Below are 16,542 nucleotides of genomic sequence, written 5' to 3'. Positions count from 1 at the left end.
TGGGCGGGGTTAGTTCACAGCCTCAAGCAACAGGGCTTCACCTTGTCCACCGCCGCCGCACAACGTGACCCCGGCGCGGCGGGCATGGGATTCTGCCAAGAGGTGCGCCGCATGCACCACGAGCCGTGCACCGGAAGCACCGATAGGGTGCCCCAGGGCAATCGCTCCGCCCTGCGGATTCACGTCATCGGGGTGGATTCCAAGGACCCTCGCGGAATGCACCACTACCGCGGCGAAGGCCTCATTGATCTCGATGTGGTCGAGGTCCTTTGCACTCCAGCCCTGCCGTTCCAGGGCTTGAAGAAGGGCACGAGCGGGCTGCTCCTGCAGCGAAGAATCCGGGCCGGCTACTTGCCCAGGCGCGCGCAGGACCGCCATGATCGGCAACCCTTTTTTCTCCGCATGTTCGCGGGTGGTGAGAACGACGGCCGCAGCCCCATCCGTGATGGGTGAAGAATTTCCGGCCGTTATGCCTCCTTCAGGCTCAAAGGCCGGACGCAGCCCAGCCAAGGATTCTTCGGTGACTCCCTCCCGGATGCCTTCATCGCGCGAGAAGGTGATCTCGTCGTGCCGGCTCGCTACGGTGATCGGAGCGATCTCCGTGTCAAAGAGTCCCTCCTCGCTCGCCTGCAGAGCGCGCTGGTGGGACAGCGCGGCGCAGCGGTCTTGTTCCTGGCGGGTGGCCGGATAGCGCTCGGCATACTTCTCCGACAGCGAGCCCATGGAAATCCCGAGGTCCGCTGCCCGCAGGCCATCGTGCTCCATGTGATCGAGAAGCTCAACAGAGCCGAATTTCTTTCCCTTGCGCGACTGCGGCAGCAGGTGGGGAGCATTCGACATCGACTCCATTCCCCCGGCCACTACCACCGTGGCTTCGCCGGAGCGCAGGAGCCGGGAGGCGTCGATAATCGCGGTCAGACCGGACAGGCAGACCTTGTTGACCGTTGTGGTGTGCGCGTTCGGGGAAATTCCTGCCCCCAGTGCTGCCTGCTTCGTGGGGTTTTGCCCCACACCTGCCTGCAAGACTTGTCCGAAGATCACCGCATCAACGTCGTCGGGGTTGACCTGCGCTTGCGCGAGCGCAGCAGCGATGGCATGGGAGCCGAGCTCCGTTGCGGGCAAGGCCGCAAGGCCGCCAAGCAACTTGCCGAAGGGCGTTCGGGCGGCGCCCACAATAACGATGTCCATATTTCGCTCTCCAAACTGTACGAAGTTAACCCGAATCGTACCGATGGATTGTGCGCTGCGCCACCCTTGTGGGTCAATCTCAGCTCGCATAATGCCGAAGTATTGCTGCACAGAACAGTTTGAGCCGCTACTAAGGCATAAAGCCGCGGGCCAGATTAGAAGGTGAGCATGAGTGGGATGACCACGATCTTGGCTATCTGCGCCACCACAATGGTGGCCGCGTAGCCGGTCATGATGCGGGAATCCGTACTCATACCCGTGGCGTAGTTGACCACGGCAGGCTGGCCGAAGATGCCGGAGATACCGCCGGCGGTGCGGGTCTCCGACTGGCCGAGGAACCTATTGGCAACAGCGAAGATAGCGACGGCAACCACGGTAATGATGGCGGCCAGAACCATGGACTTCAAGCCCATCCAGGAGAAGGCCGTGGACTGGAAAGCCTCACTCGAAGCGAGCCCCACCGACGCCAAGAAGATGACTAGACCCCACTGCTGAAGAGCCAAGTTGATTGAAGCCGGAACCTTCCAGGGCACGCGGCGTGTGCGGTGCAGAGCACCGAGAACAAGTCCGGTAATCAGCGGCCCCAGCGCGAAGCCCAGCTCAAAGGACGTACCACCTGGCAAGGGCACCACGATGAGTGCAATGAGATAGCCCAAGAACAGGCCGCCGCCCACAGCGATCCAGTTCAGCTGCGAGTAGCCCTGAACCGAGTCACCGAAGTAATCGCGAATATCGCCCATACGGTCCTGATCCCCAATCACCGCTACCCGGTCACCGGCATCGAGGTGCGTATCGAAGCTAGCGAGGAACTCCTCATCACCGCGCTGCACGTGGACGATACGGCCACCAAAGCGCTGGAAAAGGTTGAGGTCCTCCACGGTTCGACCGGCAATGTCAGTGTTCGAGACCACCACGTTTTCGATAACCAAGCGCTTATCCACGAAGGGCACTTGGGGCTGGCGCTTTCCCAAGGCAGCGGTCAGCTCATGCTTCTTGGCCTTCGTCACGAGCACGCGCAGGATATCGCCCTTGCGAATCTCCGGATTGTCACCTGCGACGGTGCGGGTATTGCCGCGGCGAATGGTGGCGATGACAAATTGGTCCTCGAAGCGCTCCACGAGTTCCTCGTAGGTGATGTCCTTGGTCACCCGGATGGTGCGGGAGCGGAAAACTTCTTCTGCAGAATTGTCTTTGTCCTTAGAACCCGGCCAAGACTGCTTGAGCAGGAAGGCCACGAGCAAAATGGCAACGGCTACGCCCACCGGGTAGCCCAAGGAATAACCCACGGCGGGCAGCTCCTCGCCGGTCTGCTGTTGGGCAACCGCAAGCGACGCCGTCGAGGTCGTCGCACCGGAGAATACACCCACGGAAAGCAACGGCGACAGGCCCATCCATCCGCCCGCGAGAAGCGCCACGGCAGCAGCGCCCACCACCGCGATGGCAGCAGTGATCATGTGTTTCAGCTGCTCAGAGAAGCCCTTGAAGAAGCGTTCGCCGGCAGACAAGCCCTGCATATAGATAAAGAGGCCAAGGCCCATCTCTTGCAGGCTGCTCAGAATCGTGCCATCGAGATCGATAAAGGCGCCGATGGCCAGTCCTACAAACAAGGTGCCGGCTGCGCCAAAGCGCAGCGGGCCGAAGGGGATCATGCCAAACAACGTGCCGAGCAAGGCAACAAAGAATATGCTCAGCCAAATATTTCCATCAAATAGAGCCAACACGAAGCTTCATTGTAGGAAAGCGAGAGCAAAACACCACGTTCCAGGGCGCTTTCCTGCCCCCACAGGTGCTTCGTCTCACGTCCTAGGAATCAAGGTGAGCTGAGTACGCGCCCACCGTGCTGGCGAGCTAGCTGCTGAGGAATTCCTTCCATGCCGACCATTCCGCATAGGTCTGCGCGCGCCCAGCTTCATAGTTGGCGCGAAGCTTAGTCACCGAGCGCTCGGTTGAAGCCACCTGCATATCCTCCGGGAAGAAGAGCTGAGCTCGCCCCTCCTTTTCCAGCTCCAGAAGCCGGTCCTTGGAGGCGTTATAGCGTGGCGGGCGCGCAATCATCGCCTCTGCCACAGCCGGGTATTTGCGGAAGACCCTCCGCAGCGCCGCCGGCCGCCCCACCTCAGGGCGCACGTAGCCACGCGGTTTCGATCCGAGGAACAAGAACTTCTCAAACCCGGCCTTCTCCGCTTGCTCGATGAGAATGCCACCGGACTCGCCCATGGCGCCGTCGACATAAGGCACACCCTCGATAACTCGCATCGGCATGATCAGCGGCAACGTCGAAGAGGCCCGGACGCGCACCATCAGGTCCTCTTGGGTCTTGATGTCTTCGCGCCCCCAGTACACGCTTTCCCCGGTATCGGCACGGGCGGCAGAAATACACATCTGCGCCGGGTTGGCTTCGAAAGCCTCCCAGTCAAAAGGCATGTCCTGGTCCGCGGCCTTCTCGTAGATGAACTCAGCATTAAAGTAGCCGCTGCCGCGCAGCAGCGAGCCCAAACCACCGAAGCTGGGGTTCTTGGCAAAGTCCACGAAGGATTCTTCCGAGCGGCTCACGTCGCGGGAGAGGAAGTTCACGGTGTGCGAGGAACCCGCGGAAACGCCTCCAACCCAGCCGAATTCCACCTCTTCTGTGAGAAGTTTGACGATGCACGCGGCGGTATAGGAATTGCGCATGCCGCCGCCTTCAATGACGAGTGCTGTATCTTTCGCGTCAATCACAGTGCCCGATGGTACCCCCGCGCTAGGATCGCGCCATGGGTTTGTTTTCTGCGGTTAAGGATGTCATCGACAGGCTCGGTGGCTCCAGCACTGTTCGTTTAGCTTCCCCGGATCCCCACGCCGTCGGGGTCTCTTTAGATCACCTGTCTGTGCACACTGCGAGCGGTCTCATCATCCTGGTTACCTCCCCTGCCGGCGCGCAGGTGCTCAGTGAGGTGGCACGTTCCGGTGAGCCCGCGCAGTTGCGTGGCCCGCAAACCACGGTGCATCTCTTAGCCACGGCGAAGGAACAGCGCCCCGTCCATGACCCCAAGAAGGGATGGGCCATCCCGTTGTCGCCCGCAGAAAGAGAGATACTATCCCAACTCACTGCCGAACCCGGCGATTATGAAGTCTCCGAGGCCCTCGCGGTCTCCATCGAAAACATCCCGAAAGAAAGCTAACCGCCCATGCTCATCCTCCCCTTCCAAGGGCACACACCCCGCATCCACCGCAGCGCCTGGATTGCGCCGAATGCCACCATCATCGGTGACGTCACCATCGGTCCGGATTCCTCCGTGTTTTACGGCAGCGTGCTGCGCGGGGATGTTGGCGCCATCCGCCTAGGCGCCCGCGTCAACATCCAGGACAACTGCGTCATTCACGTCGAAGCCGCTGCACCGTGTGTACTGGAGGATGACGTCACCGTGGGCCACATGGCTATGCTCCACGGCACGCACGTGGGCGCAGGCGCGCTGGTGGGGATGAAGTCCTCTTTGCTCTCCGGGTCCACCGTGGGCCCTGGCTCTCTCATCGCCGCCGGCGCGGTGGTGCTCGAGGGCCAGGACATTCCCGCTGGCTCCTTGGCCGCCGGGGTGCCCGCCAAGGTGCGGCGTGAGTTGAGCCCTGAGGAATCCGCCGCCTTCATCCCGCACGCCGCGCGCTACGTCGACATTGCTAAGGATCAGGCGCCGCTTGGTGACGCCCTCTCGCTCGACGAAGTCCTTTACGACTAGTCCCGCAACTGCCGTTGTTGACAAAGATCCGACCAGATCGTGCGGCGAGTTCAAAAGTTTTGGCAACAACGGCAGTTCCACCTCCGCAAGCTAGGGCCGCGAGTGAAGTCACAATCGCTTCATTCAGGGCTAAAGCGCTAGAGCAGGGAAACAAGTCCCATGATCACCAGGAAGGCGGCCACTCCGTAGCCGCTCCATAGCGCAACTGTTGCGGAGTTCTCCCGCGCCCACGCGAAGGCGCATCCGGCCCAAGAATCTGGCTTCGCCCGCACAAGCGCGATGAAGAGCCCGCACACCGTGGGCAAGGACAGCGCAAAGGAGGCGTAGAAGAAGAGGCCTCCATACTTAACGGTGTTGCTAAAATCCCCGGCCGCGAGGTGCATCAGCCCATAGAAGAAGGGCACGGAGGTCAAGGACTGGATAACACCCATGGCATAGCCCACCGCGACAGTCTTGGCCGAAGGCGTGCGCAGCGGGCCGAGGATTTTCTGCACCATGTCATTGGGTTCGCCCTTGGAACGCCAGGCCAAAAGGCCCAAGCCAATGCCGATGACCACCAGCCCCCAGCCAAGCAGCGGTGATTCCAGCGCCGCGGCCACCTTGTCCTGGATGCCGACGAACACGAACATCACCACGGCGGCTGCGGTGAGCACACCGAACCAGTCACCGACGATGACGAGGGCCGCAATCTTGCGGTAGCTCCCCCGCGGAAGCATGATGCCGATGGCCACCAGGATTCCGATCAATAGAGCATTGACGGAATCGGCAAAGGCATTGAGCACGGCTTCGAGCATGCGAGCCAGTGTACAGGGCACGTTTGCAGAACTTACTCTGGACACCGAGCCTCCCGCCCTCTACACCAAGCTTTGATCTAGTGGTGCAGCCCGAGGAAACATTCACTCACTGTTTACCGTTAAGGGCCCTCATGTGAGGGCTGTCAACGGTACGGTATTGAAAAGTGCTTGCCGCCGCGAAGGGTTTCTCCCCCATCGTCGGCGGCACCCTAACTCATGCCCCCGACAGTGATGTGGAGAGATAAAAAATGAAGGTAGCGATTCTCGGCGGAGACGGCTTCTGCGGTTGGCCCGCTTCCCTCTACCTCTCCGACCAAGGCCACGAGGTCATCATCGTGGATAACCTCTCCCGGCGCGCCATCGATGAAGAGTTGGGGGCGGAATCCTTAACACCCATCGCCTCCATTGACGAGCGCCTGGCTGCGTGGACCGAGGTCTCCGGCAAGACCATCGGCTTCCGCAACCTCGACGTGGCCCAAGACTACGACGGCTTGTTGGAGTTCCTGAATACCGAACGCCCGGATGCTGTGGTGCACTTTGCTGAGCAGCGCGCCGCACCCTATTCTATGAAGAACTCGCGCACCAAGCGTTACACGGTGGATAACAACATCAACGCCACCCACAATCTGCTCGCCGCCATCGTCGAATCTGAGCAGGCTATCCACGTCGCGCACTTGGGCACCATGGGTGTCTACGGCTATGGCACTGCCGGCATGAAGATCCCGGAGGGCTACCTTGATGTGCAGGTGGACGCGGGCGAGAATGGCGTCGTCAAGCAGCAAATCCTCTACCCCTCCAACCCGGGCTCGGTCTACCACATGACCAAGGTGCTGGACCAGCACCTGTTTGCCTACTACGCCAAGAATGATGAGCTGCGCATCACCGACCTGCACCAGGGCATCATCTGGGGCACGCACACGGTGCAGACCCAGAAGGATGAGCGCCTGATCAACCGCTTTGACTATGACGGTGACTACGGAACGGTGCTCAACTGCTTCCTCATTCAGGCCGGTATTGGTTATCCGCTGACCGTGCACGGCACCGGCGGACAAACCCGCGCCTTTATTCACATCCGTGACATGGTGCGCTGCATTGAGCTAGCGCTGGAGAACCCTCCGGCACGCGGTGAGAGCGTCAAGATCATCAACCAAATGACCGAAACCCACCGTGTGCGTGACCTGGCAGAACTGCTGGCGAAGATCTCTGGTGCGGAAGTGGCTTATGTGCCGAACCCGCGCAAGGAATCTGCGGAGAATGAACTCCACGTCACCAACGACACCTTCCTCGAACTAGGACTGGAGCCGACCACTTTGTCGGAGGGGTTGCTCCATGAGGTGGAGGAAGTCGCGCGCAAGTACGCCGACCGCGCTGACCGCTCCAAGATTCCAGCGCAGTCGCTGTGGACGCGACAGCAGCACGCCGGCGTTCCTTCCACGGAGGCTTAAGTCCCACCGTGCGCATCGCAATCGTTACTGAGGTCTTCCTCCCCAAGATCGACGGCGTGGTCACGCGCCTGACGCGTACGCTGGACCAGCTGGCCGCGATGGGCCACGAGGTCCGGATTTTTGCCACGGGCAAGGCCCCTGCCACCTACGCCGGTTTTGAGGTCACCCGCATCCCCAGTTTGTCACTGTGGGTCTACCCGGAGATTAAATTCGGCCTGCCCTCGTGGAAGTTCTTCAAGGAGATCCGGGATTTCGATCCCGATGTCATCCACGCGGTCAATCCCATTTGGACCGCCGCACTCGGCGTCTTTGCCGCGCAGCGCGATGCCGTGCCGCTAGTGGCCAGCTTCCACACCAATGTCCCCGAATACGTCGATGCGCTGGGGATTGGATGGACTAGGCCGCTGACCGAAGCCACGCTGAAGTATCTGCACAACCAGGCGGCAGTGAACCTGTGCACCTCCGGCCCCATGGTGGATAAGGCTCGGAAGATGGGGATCCGCAACGTGCAACTGTGGCCCAAGGCTGTGGATACGCAGACCTATCACCCTGACCGCGCCACGGCGCAGATGCGCGAGCGCCTGACCGACGGTAACCCGGATGCCCCGCTGGTGACCTATACCGGACGAGTATCCAAAGAGAAAGACTTGGAGCGCCTCGACCACGTGATGCAGCTGGTTCGGGCACAGCTTAGCGACGCCCGCCTGGCCATCGTTGGCGATGGCCCCGCCTTGGAGGAGCTCAAGGCTAGCTTCAATCCTGCACACACAGTGTTCACCGGATACCTTTCTGGCGAGGAGCTCGCCGCTGCCTTCGCCGTGGGGGATGTCTTCCTCTTCCCCTCCGCCACGGAGACCCTGGGGCTGGTAGCACTCGAGTCCTTCGCCTCGGGCGTGCCGGTGATCGGCACGAATGCCGGTGGTATCCCCTTCGTCATTGAGGAGGGTGTCACCGGCCACCTCATCGCTCCCGATGCCAATGATGAAGCCTGGGCCCTCGCCACGCTCGGGCTCCTCGAAGACCCTGCCCGCCGGGAGACGATGGGTGCTGCCGCCCGCCGCGAAGCCGAAAAGTATTCCTGGGTAGAATCCACCCAAGCCCTCCTTCAGGCCTATGAGGAGGCTATCGAGCACCCCTTCCGGAGGGAAGAGAACGAAGTCAAGGAGCACTAATGGATTCCGCCCAGAACCTGTACTCCGCTGGCGCTTTTATCCAAGCCGGCATCGACGCCACGTTTGCCTCCCGCTTGGGCGACGTGCGCGACGTCGAAGTGAACTTTACGCCTGCTGACCCCGCGCCCGAAGCCCAACAATCAGCGCAGCCAGACCAAGACCAGCGCGCGGTGGTGCGCTTTAGTACTGGTTCAGGGAGCTATGACTTCGATGGATTACGTCTAGCCACCATCCAGGATGGGCAGCTGCACTGGGCCACGGGTTTGACGGAACAAGCGCCCCAACCTCAGTTCCACGGACCACAGCCCGATTCCGCCCTGCTCCGCGGCTTAGCGCGGCGATTGGTGGGTGACCGCCCCGTTCTCCGCGTCCCGCAGGGCGAGGGCGAAGCACTCGTCGCCGTCGACTTTACGGAGCTCCACCCAGACCCCCGTGTCAGCATCCTGGCCGGACTCGAGCGCTCGGGGGATGTTGAAGGGGGCGTCGACGAGCGCCTTGCTGCCTCTGAGCTCGCCTCTTACTTGGGCGTGGCCCCGGCGGCGGCAGAAGGCCTCGCGCGCTTCCACGGCACTCGGATCGCGGCCCTTCCCCACCCCTCGGGCCAGGCCGTGCTCAGCGCACGCGATGTCTTGGCCGATGCCCACTTTATTGCCACCGAGCACAATTTCTTCTTGGAGGCCCGCTTCCCCAACTTGTCTGCGGACCTCGACCCCGGCACGTCACGCACCGTGGTGAACTCTGATTATGGTTCGCTCACGGTTCCCGCCCACCTCATTGCTACTCTCGACGCTTCCACGGACACGTTCACGTGGGCGTGGGCGGACGAGCTATCTAGTTCCATGTCCGCTCAAGCGGCGGCGAACCTGCGCCGCTTCGGCTATGACAATGCGCTCCCCGAGCTGATCCGCGCCCGTGTGTCGATCCCCGAAGCGCGCTCGGTGCGCTTGCCCCAATTAGCCATGCCGGTCCTGGGACTGTGGACCCTGCTGCCTGTGCAGCTGCCCGATGGTCGCCAGGGGCTGGCGCTGACCGATGCCCCTGCCTTCCATCTGCCCGCACCGACCCCGGCCGCCACGCAGGCCACCCTTAACGTTGCCGTGCCTGAAGGAGTGGATGAACACCGGGCGCGCGCCGCCTATCAGCGGGCACGCGGCCTATAAGCCCTGGCTAGGAATTCAGCACTGCGCGGAATTCTTCGGCGTCAACCTCCTCGGTGGTTGCCGGGTCAAACGCAGCATCCTGGGTCTTGTCCACCAGCACCGCGCGCACGCCCTCGGAAAAATCGGGACGGCGGTACATGTGCATTCCTAGCTTGAGCTCCAGCAAGAGGGCCTCGCGGATATCGTCGACAGCAGCCTCCGCCTCATACAGTTCATTGGCCGCAACGATGGCGGCTGGGCAGGCGGCGGCCATGAGGCGGCGTACTTCGCCGGCAATGTTCGGGCGCTTGTCGAGCTCCGCAGAAATCTCCTCCCATGTCGGCAGCGTGAAGGTCTCCTCCAAGTCTTTGGCTACCTGCTCCAGCGGCGCCGGCTGTTGTGGCGCAGGCAAAGCTAGATCTTCCAGTGCGGGGTCGATGCCCCGCTCGATAGCTGCCTCAATTAACTCGGCGGCATCCTTAACCACGTGGGTTGCGACACCCGTCCACAGCATGTCCGCGGCATACATGCGGTACCCGCTTAAGCCCCAGAACTTTGCCAAGCCCGGCGAAGATACTCCGCGTGTGCCCACCATGCGCTGCGCTGCATAGGCCACTCCCACGTCCGTGACGTAGCCGATATTCATCTCCGGCATCGACGCGAAGGCCTTCTCAGTTACCACGCGGTGCGAACCATGCAGGGAAATACCCAATCCACCACCCATGACAACGCCGTCGATGACGGAAATATAGGGCTTCGGGAACTCGGCGATATCACCGTTGGTGAGGTACTCGCTGGCGAAGAAGGCATCGACCTCCTCCAGCTTGCCTTCCGCGATTCCCTCACGTGCGTGGCGCACATCGCCACCGGCGCAAAAAGCTTTGGGACTGTTGGAATGAATCAGGACTTGCTCAATCTCGTCATCCTGCGCCCACGCTTCGAGGGAGCGGCGGATAATGTCAATCATCTCTGGGTTCAAAGAGTTCAGAGCTTTCGGCCGATTGAGTTCAAGGACTCCGGTACGGTTGCGGACGGAAACGAGTACTGGATCAGTCATAGTCATGCGCACCAGTGTTCCATATCACAAATGTTTCAGCCACCTAATTTTGGCGCTACCTTGGACATGGTTTCTGCTTTTAGCCCAACCCTTTTAGATTGGTGTGACTTTCTTGCTCCCACAACTTGTTGCTCTTGACATGGACGGCACACTCCTCGATGCCCACGGCCAACTACCAGCGGACTTCGCGGAGCTGCAGGAGCTTGCCGCCCACCGTGGATGCGAGCTAGTTCCGGCCTCAGGGCGCCAACTGGCAACGCTCAAGGAGATGTTCCCGCAAGGCGAAACCTTCATTGCTGAAAATGGCTCGGTAGTCATGCGTGGTGGCGACATCATTGCGACATTCCCGCTCTCGGAAGCGACCGTGCACTCAGCACGCGAGGCCTCAGCGGCCATGGATGTGGAGCACACCGTGGTGCTGTGCGCCCCGGAAACCGCCTACGTCGCGCGGGATGCATCCGATGCAGCGCGCGCAGAGATCTCCAAGTACTACAAGGCAGTCACGTGGGTCGATGACCTAGACGCCGTCCCCGATAGCAACATCATCAAGATCGCCATCTTCTGTGAATCCGGTTCAGAGGCACACATCTACGAACCCATCGTCCGCGCTGTCCCGGAAGACAACGTGGCGGTATCGGGCAAGGTCTGGCTCGATGTCATGGCTCGCGGCGTGGATAAAGGTGCAGCCTTAGTCAAGCTCGCTGAACTTGCCAACGTTCCCATCACCGCCACCGTGGCCTTCGGTGACTACCTCAATGATCTCGAAATGCTGCGCGCTGCCGGGACAGCCGTCGCGATGGAGAACGCGCATCCGCAGCTGAAGGATCTAGCGGATATCATTGCCCCTCCCAATACTGACAACGGCGTCAGCACCGTGCTTCGCCAGCTTTTGCGCACCTAACACGCTCCCCTGACTCGTTGCCCGACTAGCCGCGCTCACAGAGTAGGATTACTCGGGTTACTAAGCCTCAGTACCCGAACCACGGTGTCTACCTGCGGAGTGTGAAGTGAAGAAGTTTTTGCGGTCGATGGTGTCACGCTTGGCAAAGGGCGAATCATCCACATCGAGTCCCACTCCGGACTCCCCTTCCGCTTCCCAGAAGCCTTCTTCAACTTCGACTACTGCATCTAAAGGCTCTGCTGCGACTGCTAAGTCCACCCCGGCTGCCAAGCCCACGTCGGCTTCTCCTTTCACTGCACCTGCTAACACCACGAAGCCGGGAAAGCCGACAACTCCCGCCAAGCCCACCACCTCGGATAAAAACGCTGCGCCCAACACTCAGCGGCCCAGCGCTCAGCGCTCGGCCGCGCGGCCTGGCCGCGTCCGCCCACGGCCAGCGGAAGACTTCACCTTGGATTTGTCACCGAGCGCCCTTCCCAAGGCTTCGGCGGTGAAGAAGGCCAAGCTAGTCAAAGCCCGCGAGGAGGCCGACGTAGCCTCGACTGGCCGCCGCGCCCCGCGACGTCCCCTACCTCGCCGCTCGGCGCCCCAGCCAGCTGCGGCAAAGTCCCCTACAGCTGCCAAAGCACAGGCACCTGCCCCGGCTCCGGCACCGGCAGCGAAAAAAGAAAAGGCTCCCCAGCCTACAAAGAATCCCGCACAGGGCGAAGAGGGCCAGAAAGCCCATCGCGCTGAGGCCAAGAAAGCCAAGGCACCTGAACAAGCCAAAGAACCGGAAAAGAAAAAGAAGAAAACAGTAACGCCCGGGCCAGAGAATGAGATTTCGCGGGCTCTGGCTCGTCGCTCTCAGTCCGTCGGGGTACTGAGCACAAAACAAGAAAAACAAGAAAAGCGCCGTTCAGCAAAGCGGCCGATAGCGAAGGAATCCACTGCTGCTGCCGTGGCTCCGGCAGCTGCAACCGCGGCAGCAGCAGATGCCACAACGGCAAGCGCCATGGCCACTACTGCGGCTGCGGCACCCGCCACGGCTCCTGCCGCTGCCGGTGCATCCACCAGCAGCACAGCTGCCCCGTCTACTACTGCACCTGCAACCACACCGCGCCGTCGGCGCGCCCGGCTGCGTCAAATACCGGGCCTGGATGGTCTGCGTGGTCTCGCGGTGCTTGCCGTGGTGATCTATCACTTCTTCGGGGATATTCTCCCCGGCGGTTACCTCGGCGTGGACATGTTCTTTGTCCTTTCCGGCTTCCTTATTACCTCGCTGCTGGTCCGTGAATTCAACGCGACTGGGCGCATCAGCCTCAAGGATTTTTGGCTCCGCCGTTTCCGGCGCATTCTCCCTGCCGCACTCGTGGTCCTTTCGATATGTACTGCGATTGTGGCCCTCATCGGCGGCGACCTAGCAGTAGGCATCCGCCAGCAATTCTTGGGCACCTTCTTCTTTGTCAACAACTGGACCCAAATCGCCACGAGCCAAACCTATTTTGCACCAAATGAAGTGCAGGTTTTCGCGCACTATTGGTCCTTGGCCGTCGAGGAACAGTTCTATCTGATTTGGCCCCTGCTGATGTTTGGCATCTTCGCCATTTCCCGCCGCAAGCCCAAGCGCCTGCCCATCGCGGTATCGCTGATCCTCACGATTGCTTCGGCTGTTGCGATGGCTCTCATCTTCACCCCGGGCGAGGATCCCACCCGCGTGTACTACGGAACCGATACCCACGCCTTCGGTCTCCTCATTGGCGCAATACTGTCCCTGCTTTTAACCTCCACCGACAAGGACGTCGACGCCGACTCCTGGCCGGCAGCAAACAAGGGCATTCTTGCCGGCACCGTTGGTGCCCTCGCACTCGTTGCCTACCTTGCTCAACTGGTGTGGATGGGTGCGGACCGCGAATTCACCTACCGCGGTGGTTTGGTCCTCACCAGCGTGCTCGGCGCGGCGATGATTTGGGGAGTGGTGCGTGAAACCGGCCCCCTCACCCGGATCTTCCGCACCCCCGTGATGCGCTGGCTGGGACAGCGTTCCTTCTCTTTGTACCTCTGGCACTGGCCGGTGGTCATGATTATCCACGCGATGTCCGACGCCCCTTCGTGGCTCCTGGGTCTCCTTTGCCTGCCGCTGAGCTGCTTGCTGGCAGAGGTAACTTACCAGTTCGTAGAAAACCCCTTCCGCCGCGCCGGATTCCGCCCCACGTGGCATGCCTATTGGGCGGCACGCCCCAGCATGGAGGAGATTAAGGCTAGCTTTGGCAAGGCACTGTGGCCTGCAGTCCCCGTCATCGTCGTACTATCTCTGCTCGGTGTGGGCTATGCTCTGGTGACCTCGGAGGATAAGAGCGAACTAGAGCGCGAGCTCGAGCGCATGGCACAGTCCAACGAGCAGGCTGCAAGCTCCGCTCCGGCACAGCCCACGGAGACTACAAAGCCGAAGGAAAAGCGTGCGATACCCACCGGCAACGAGATCAGTGCAATCGGCGATTCTGTCATGCTCGCCGCTTCCGAAGCACTTAATGAGCGTTTCCCGGGTATCAGTATCGACGCTGCCATCTCCCGCCACTATTCGGCAGCCCTGCCGGTGGTTCAGGGGTTGAAGGATTCCGGCCAGTTGCGCTCCACCGTATTTGTGGGTTTGGGCACCAACGGAGCTACATTCGAGGGCCAAATGGACGAGCTCATCGATATCGTTGGCTCCGAGCGCACACTGGTCCTCGTATTGCCCTACGGTGAGCGCGATTGGATGGGGCCAGCGCGCGCCGAAATCATCGAGGCCGCAACCACGCACGACAACGTCTATATCGCAGACTGGTGCGGAGTGGCGCAGGAAAATCCTGCCATGCTTTACGACGACGGCGTCCACCCGTTACCCGAAGGTGCACACCTCTACGCGGATGCTCTGTACGATGCCCTCGAGCAGTACGCAGACGAGGAGAAGAACCTCACTACGGTCTGTTCCAGCTAAGCGACAAAGACCTAAGAGTCACGAAAAGCCGCCCAGCTTCACAGCTGGGCGGCTTTTGTTTAAGCATGTGGTTTAGACCGAGAATTCAGCCATCTTATCCCATTCCGTCTTACCTGGGATATGCGTGTTGATGATGTCTGGGGTCTCCACCAGGTACTTCGGCAGCTCCTCACAGGAGCGCTTGAAGTGCTCGGTGTTGACGTGGTCGACGTCAGTGCCGTCCTTGTAGGACTCAAGAAGCAGGAAGCGCTGCTTGTCTTCCGGATCGCGGAACCACTTGAAGTCGATGCAGCCGGGCTCTGCCTGGCATGCCTTGGTGTACCAGTCGATCTCTTCCAAGAAGGTATCGGCGTACTCGGGCTTTACGTGGAACTGTACGTTGATCAGAATCATGGGGCCCACTGTAACCCTCTGCGCGAAAACGTGCAGAAGGCCCTGCCTGAGGTGGCAGGGCCTTGCGCTAGGGCGGCTTTAATTGAACCGCGCGGAGGTTTAGTTGAAGAAGTACTCCGCTACGTAGACGTGGGTGCCATCAAAGGCCTGGGCTACGCCGAAACCGGTGCCATCGGTCTTGGTCACGGGCACGTCGCGGTTGAGCCAGTTCACGCGGTCCTTCGCTTCCGACTCAGTGAGCTTGTAGATGTTGCCGCTGCCCTCCTCCAGGTGAGTCAGACCATCGCCAGCATTGTCTTGGAAGGTAACCTTGCCGGCCGCAGCCTGGTTTGCCCATTCCTGAGCAATGTTCTTGGCGTTGGCATCCTCGTGGTGGCCCTGCTTCAGCAGGTGGGCGTGGGTTGCACCAACGAGCTCGTTTGCCACGGCCGGGGTCGGCTTCTTGATGAAGCCTGGCAGCTGGACGTTGTACTGCTTGGCCAAGTCATAGGCCTGCGCGGGCAGCTCGATTTCAAAGGAGTTGATCTGCTCAGCAGCCTGGGAAGACAACTGGTTCAGTTCCTGCGGCTGTGCGGAGGAGAAGGTGGCCGGGGCGGCCTGGGCCGCGGACACCGACAAAGCGGCAGCAAGGGATGCTGCCACGGCGGCGGTAGCGGACAGGCGGGAAACACGACGGAAAGAATTCATGCCTTCCACCGTGCCATACATCTGCGAGCGCAGTGAAGGTCTGCCCGGCTCTAGGGGATTTTCGATACCACTTTGTTATCCCCTGCTGGGGTTAGTGCCCCGACATGAAAGAATGACCAGAAGCTAGCTTTAATGATTGTTCGAAAGGTTGATCACTGTTGCTGGACGTCTTAACCGGCTTCGCCATCATTTTTGTGGTCATCGGGGTGGGGTTCTTTCTGGGCCACCGGGGCGTTATCGGCCACGGTGAGGCCCGCCTGCAGTTCAACCGCACGGCGTTCTGGGCAGCCACCCCGGCGCTGATCTTTTCCAGCGTGGCAACCTCGGACACTTCTGCTTTCACTTCTCCGGTTGTCGCTGTCATCGCGATTGCTTCGGTCGCCACGATGGCCCTGTATGGGATGCTCAGTGCGCTGTTCTTCCGGCGCAGCGGGGCAGAGACGATGGCCGGAGCGGCCGCGGCCAGCTATTACAACTCCGTCAACATCGGGCTGCCCATCGCCACCTATGTCATCGGTGATGCCACCTTTGTAGTGCCAGCACTTGTGCTCCAGATGGCAGTGCTCTCCCCCTTCATCATCGCCGGCCTCAATGCACAGGGAACAAGCTTGCGTTCGATCAGCAGCTCCGTGGTCTCCGGGCTGACCGCACCAGTCGTCATCGCGGCCATCGCCGGTTTCATCGTTTCTGCGGCTGACTGGCAGGTCCCCGAGGTCATCATGGCTCCCCTCGAGCTCCTCGGCGGGGCTTCCATCCCGATAATCCTGATGAGTTTCGGCGCTTCCCTCACGGGTAAAGGGTTACTGGCCAACGACCGCCTGCCGACGATTACCGCCACGGTGCTCAAGCTCATTGTCATGCCTGCCATCGCCTTGGCGGCGGGCCTAGCCTTGGGGCTTAGCGGCAACGAGCTCTACGCAGCGCTCATCTTGTCCGCGCTTCCGACCGCGCAGAACGTCTACAACTATGCCGCGACCTACCAGTCGGGAGAAACGGTGGCGCGCGATACGGTCTTCCTCACCACCTTTCTCTCCCTGCCGGCCATGCTGGCTATCGCAGGGTTCTTTGGGTAGGGCTAGACCTAGTTCTCAAGC

At 60.9% G+C, this 16,542-nt stretch carries 16 protein-coding genes; 8 read left to right on the top strand and 8 right to left on the bottom strand.

Annotated elements, in window-relative coordinates:
- Nucleotides 1–9: 9 nt before the first annotated feature.
- The 3 genes from CAURI_RS04580 to CAURI_RS04570 all read right to left on the bottom strand — a co-directional run bounded on the left by CAURI_RS04580 (nucleotide 10) and on the right by CAURI_RS04570 (nucleotide 3,906).
- Entirely contained in the window at nucleotides 10–1,188 is a 1,179-nt protein-coding gene (locus tag CAURI_RS04580; RefSeq protein ID WP_010187517.1) for an acetyl-CoA C-acyltransferase, read from the bottom strand.
- A 155-nt stretch (nucleotides 1,189–1,343) separates the two neighbouring features.
- Nucleotides 1,344–2,909 (bottom strand): aspartate:alanine exchanger family transporter, encoded by a 1,566-nt coding sequence (locus CAURI_RS04575; protein ID WP_010187519.1) that lies wholly within the window; start codon nucleotides 2,907–2,909, stop codon nucleotides 1,344–1,346.
- Between the two features lie 127 nt (nucleotides 2,910–3,036).
- Nucleotides 3,037–3,906: a patatin-like phospholipase family protein gene (locus CAURI_RS04570; protein ID WP_010187522.1), complete on the bottom strand. Its 870-nt coding sequence runs from the start codon at nucleotides 3,904–3,906 to the stop codon at nucleotides 3,037–3,039.
- 35 nt (nucleotides 3,907–3,941) lie between these two features.
- On the opposite strand from CAURI_RS04570, the gene CAURI_RS04565 reads away from it, so the two are divergent.
- Nucleotides 3,942–4,349 (top strand): hypothetical protein, encoded by a 408-nt coding sequence (locus CAURI_RS04565; protein ID WP_012714955.1) that lies wholly within the window; start codon nucleotides 3,942–3,944, stop codon nucleotides 4,347–4,349.
- Between the two features lie 6 nt (nucleotides 4,350–4,355).
- On the top strand, nucleotides 4,356–4,901 hold the full coding sequence (locus tag CAURI_RS04560; RefSeq protein ID WP_010187533.1) for a gamma carbonic anhydrase family protein: 546 nt from the start codon (nucleotides 4,356–4,358) through the stop codon (nucleotides 4,899–4,901).
- A gap of 137 nt (nucleotides 4,902–5,038) precedes the next feature.
- Here CAURI_RS04560 and CAURI_RS04555 read toward each other — a convergent pair whose 3' ends face one another.
- Nucleotides 5,039–5,695 (bottom strand): membrane protein, encoded by a 657-nt coding sequence (locus tag CAURI_RS04555; protein ID WP_010187534.1) that lies wholly within the window; start codon nucleotides 5,693–5,695, stop codon nucleotides 5,039–5,041.
- A 248-nt stretch (nucleotides 5,696–5,943) separates the two neighbouring features.
- Between CAURI_RS04555 and CAURI_RS04550 the strand changes: the two genes are divergently transcribed.
- Genes CAURI_RS04550 through CAURI_RS04540 form a run of 3 tightly spaced genes read left to right on the top strand, consistent with a single transcriptional unit; the run spans nucleotide 5,944 to nucleotide 9,472 of the window.
- The gene (locus CAURI_RS04550; protein WP_010187535.1) at nucleotides 5,944–7,140 is read left to right on the top strand and encodes an NAD-dependent epimerase/dehydratase family protein; all 1,197 of its coding nucleotides are present in this window, start codon (nucleotides 5,944–5,946) and stop codon (nucleotides 7,138–7,140) included.
- Between the two features lie 8 nt (nucleotides 7,141–7,148).
- Nucleotides 7,149–8,312 (top strand): glycosyltransferase family 4 protein, encoded by a 1,164-nt coding sequence (locus CAURI_RS04545; protein WP_010187536.1) that lies wholly within the window; start codon nucleotides 7,149–7,151, stop codon nucleotides 8,310–8,312.
- Nucleotides 8,312–9,472 carry a DUF6882 domain-containing protein gene (locus CAURI_RS04540; protein ID WP_010187537.1) on the top strand — a complete coding sequence of 387 codons (1,161 nt, stop codon included), beginning with the start codon at nucleotides 8,312–8,314 and terminating at the stop codon, nucleotides 9,470–9,472. The genes CAURI_RS04545 and CAURI_RS04540 overlap by 1 nt, the downstream gene beginning before the upstream one ends.
- 7 nt (nucleotides 9,473–9,479) lie before the next feature.
- On the opposite strand, the gene CAURI_RS04535 is transcribed toward CAURI_RS04540, so the two are convergent.
- Nucleotides 9,480–10,514, bottom strand: a complete 1,035-nt coding sequence (locus tag CAURI_RS04535; RefSeq protein WP_010187538.1) for an enoyl-CoA hydratase/isomerase family protein — start codon at nucleotides 10,512–10,514, stop codon at nucleotides 9,480–9,482.
- A gap of 97 nt (nucleotides 10,515–10,611) precedes the next feature.
- On the opposite strand from CAURI_RS04535, the gene CAURI_RS04530 reads away from it, so the two are divergent.
- Nucleotides 10,612–11,409, top strand: a complete 798-nt coding sequence (locus tag CAURI_RS04530) for an HAD family hydrolase (protein ID WP_010187539.1) — start codon at nucleotides 10,612–10,614, stop codon at nucleotides 11,407–11,409.
- Between the two features lie 60 nt (nucleotides 11,410–11,469).
- Here the strand turns inward: CAURI_RS04530 and CAURI_RS14105 are convergent, their stop codons facing one another.
- Nucleotides 11,470–11,751 carry a hypothetical protein gene (locus CAURI_RS14105; protein WP_236660835.1) on the bottom strand — a complete coding sequence of 94 codons (282 nt, stop codon included), beginning with the start codon at nucleotides 11,749–11,751 and terminating at the stop codon, nucleotides 11,470–11,472.
- Between the two features lie 115 nt (nucleotides 11,752–11,866).
- Here CAURI_RS14105 and CAURI_RS13375 point away from each other — a divergent pair, with 115 nt between their 5' ends.
- The gene (locus CAURI_RS13375) at nucleotides 11,867–14,368 is read left to right on the top strand and encodes an acyltransferase family protein (protein WP_236660836.1); all 2,502 of its coding nucleotides are present in this window, start codon (nucleotides 11,867–11,869) and stop codon (nucleotides 14,366–14,368) included.
- A gap of 72 nt (nucleotides 14,369–14,440) precedes the next feature.
- Here the strand turns inward: CAURI_RS13375 and CAURI_RS04515 are convergent, their stop codons facing one another.
- Nucleotides 14,441–14,761 carry a putative quinol monooxygenase gene (locus CAURI_RS04515; RefSeq protein WP_010187543.1) on the bottom strand — a complete coding sequence of 107 codons (321 nt, stop codon included), beginning with the start codon at nucleotides 14,759–14,761 and terminating at the stop codon, nucleotides 14,441–14,443.
- A 99-nt stretch (nucleotides 14,762–14,860) separates the two neighbouring features.
- Nucleotides 14,861–15,448 carry a hypothetical protein gene (locus tag CAURI_RS04510; protein WP_236660837.1) on the bottom strand — a complete coding sequence of 196 codons (588 nt, stop codon included), beginning with the start codon at nucleotides 15,446–15,448 and terminating at the stop codon, nucleotides 14,861–14,863.
- A gap of 158 nt (nucleotides 15,449–15,606) precedes the next feature.
- On the opposite strand from CAURI_RS04510, the gene CAURI_RS04505 reads away from it, so the two are divergent.
- Nucleotides 15,607–16,521 (top strand): AEC family transporter, encoded by a 915-nt coding sequence (locus CAURI_RS04505; protein ID WP_010187545.1) that lies wholly within the window; start codon nucleotides 15,607–15,609, stop codon nucleotides 16,519–16,521.
- Nucleotides 16,522–16,542: the final 21 nt, after the last annotated feature.

The sequence above is a fragment of the Corynebacterium aurimucosum ATCC 700975 genome (genome assembly GCF_000022905.1).
Lineage (GTDB): Bacteria > Actinomycetota > Actinomycetes > Mycobacteriales > Mycobacteriaceae > Corynebacterium > Corynebacterium aurimucosum_F.
Note: the sequence above shows the minus strand (reverse complement) of the source record. Positions and strands in the feature narration are given on the sequence as shown.

Coding starts and splice junctions, on each gene's coding strand:
- CAURI_RS04515 (WP_010187543.1), bottom strand. CDS start 14,761: ATGATTCTGATCAACGTACAGTTCCACGTAAAGCCCGAGTACGCCGAT.
- CAURI_RS04565 (WP_012714955.1), top strand. CDS start 3,942: ATGGGTTTGTTTTCTGCGGTTAAGGATGTCATCGACAGGCTCGGTGGC.
- CAURI_RS04560 (WP_010187533.1), top strand. CDS start 4,356: ATGCTCATCCTCCCCTTCCAAGGGCACACACCCCGCATCCACCGCAGC.
- CAURI_RS04555 (WP_010187534.1), bottom strand. CDS start 5,695: ATGCTCGAAGCCGTGCTCAATGCCTTTGCCGATTCCGTCAATGCTCTA.
- CAURI_RS04550 (WP_010187535.1), top strand. CDS start 5,944: ATGAAGGTAGCGATTCTCGGCGGAGACGGCTTCTGCGGTTGGCCCGCT.
- CAURI_RS04580 (WP_010187517.1), bottom strand. CDS start 1,188: ATGGACATCGTTATTGTGGGCGCCGCCCGAACGCCCTTCGGCAAGTTG.
- CAURI_RS04510 (WP_236660837.1), bottom strand. CDS start 15,448: ATGAATTCTTTCCGTCGTGTTTCCCGCCTGTCCGCTACCGCCGCCGTG.
- CAURI_RS04540 (WP_010187537.1), top strand. CDS start 8,312: ATGGATTCCGCCCAGAACCTGTACTCCGCTGGCGCTTTTATCCAAGCC.
- CAURI_RS04535 (WP_010187538.1), bottom strand. CDS start 10,514: ATGACTATGACTGATCCAGTACTCGTTTCCGTCCGCAACCGTACCGGA.